This window comes from Streptomyces sp. NPDC059255, assembly GCF_042752355.1.
Taxonomy (GTDB): Bacteria; Actinomycetota; Actinomycetes; order Streptomycetales; family Streptomycetaceae; genus Streptomyces.
Window position 1 is genome coordinate 1 of the sequence record NZ_JBHYZP010000106.1, and the last position, 1,481, is coordinate 1,481.

At 45.7% G+C, this 1,481-nt stretch carries 3 protein-coding genes; all 3 read right to left on the minus strand.

Annotation, left to right across the window (positions count from 1 at the left end):
• Window positions 1-166 precede the first annotated feature (166 nt).
• Window positions 167-943 (minus strand): glucosaminidase domain-containing protein, encoded by a 777-nt coding sequence (locus ACFXKG_RS41250; RefSeq protein ID WP_376642730.1) that lies wholly within the window; start codon window positions 941-943, stop codon window positions 167-169.
• Between the two features lie 5 nt (window positions 944-948).
• Window positions 949-1,167 carry a hypothetical protein gene (locus ACFXKG_RS41255; RefSeq protein ID WP_376642732.1) on the minus strand — a complete coding sequence of 73 codons (219 nt, stop codon included), beginning with the start codon at window positions 1,165-1,167 and terminating at the stop codon, window positions 949-951.
• 13 nt (window positions 1,168-1,180) lie between these two features.
• Window positions 1,181-1,481, minus strand: a 301-nt coding sequence (locus tag ACFXKG_RS41260; protein WP_384818482.1) for a hypothetical protein, incomplete at its 5' end; no start/stop codon positions are given.

Genomic DNA, 1,481 nt, shown 5'->3' on the forward strand with positions numbered 1-1,481 from the left:
GTGCTAATTAACATGTCACCCGGGAACTGTCAATAATAAAAAATCCCGCCGGATATTTTTCCAGCGGGTTGTGTCTCGGGCGTGACTCTATTGTTACAGATAGAATAGAAGTCTTCCGCGGCTCCTATTCTACTTAATTTTAACAAATGTTAGTATATATTGTAAATTATTTCACCCTTAACCGTTGACCGACATAAATCTTATTCGCATCCGGGATACGATTAACTGTGGTCAATGTCTTAACGGACACACCGAATTTCTTACCAATTTTCGTCAGGTTGTCGCCCGCCTTTACGGTGTAGAATGTACCGCCGGATGGTGCGGCTCCTGATACCTTCAGGACTTGACCAACACGAATCATATTAACATCTTTAATACCGTTCACTTTCGCCAACTCCTTCACTGACGTATTATATTTCTTTGCAATTGCTGTCAATGTGTCACCCGCCTTAACGGTATATGTCGAGCCGGACGACTTGGCAGGTTTCGCCTTCACTGCGGCTTTGTTCCCGACCTTATCGTATTTCGTCAGCCCGTGGGCTTCGATTGTGGCGATAAGCTTCTTCGCATAGTTCGGGTCTGTCGCATATCCACCCTTTTGGATGGCGGCACAAGCTTGTACATAGTTCGTTTCCCCGACAACAGCCTTATAACGGTCAAGACGGTTATAGAGGTTCACAAGGTCTATGATAGAATCGCGAACAGACTTATACGCCCGGAACCCTGCTTTGATTGTTTTATCGACCCCGTTTAAAACCTCCCACGTGCCCATATGAACGGTTCCAGCGTTCCCGATACCTTTTATACCAAACAGGTTATTTGCACGCGTAGCAAGCCCGGATTTGCCCCAATTTGACTCATGTATGGCTTGTGCTGTGATAACTGAAGGTAAAACTCGACTTACACCGTATAATTTTTGTGCTTCACTTGCAACATTCTCCATGAAACTCATTCTTTTACACTCTCCCTCATTTGTTGTCTCATTTCATTTATTTGTTCGTCTGAAGCGGATTCAATCCATAGTTTTCTATCCTTCTGAAATTGCGCCCGCCAATATCCCGGCGGCTGTACGGTTGTCGCATTATCCGGTACGGAATCAGCCGGAACAATTTCAGGATAGTCGAAGATGAAATCCGAATCATATACGAATACTTGTATCATTTCCATTGCTCCAACCCTCCTAGTAAGGCACTGCCGCGTCTAATGACCAACTGGACACGGCGGACTGATTGTTTCCTGAAAAGCCGACAAACGCCAGTTTACCGTCAGTGTTGATATAAAATTTTGTGAAGCCTGTCGTTCCGTATGCTGTTGCCATGACCGCCTTTTTGTCTGACGGTGAATATGACGCGGGCAATTGTGCAAAGTCAACGCCGAGGTCACACGCCACGTCACCTTTTAGCATGAGGATGTTTCCCCAGCGGGTATACTGCGGTGTTCTTCCTGACGCCTTTGCTCCATTCAATAACGGAAGGTTATAC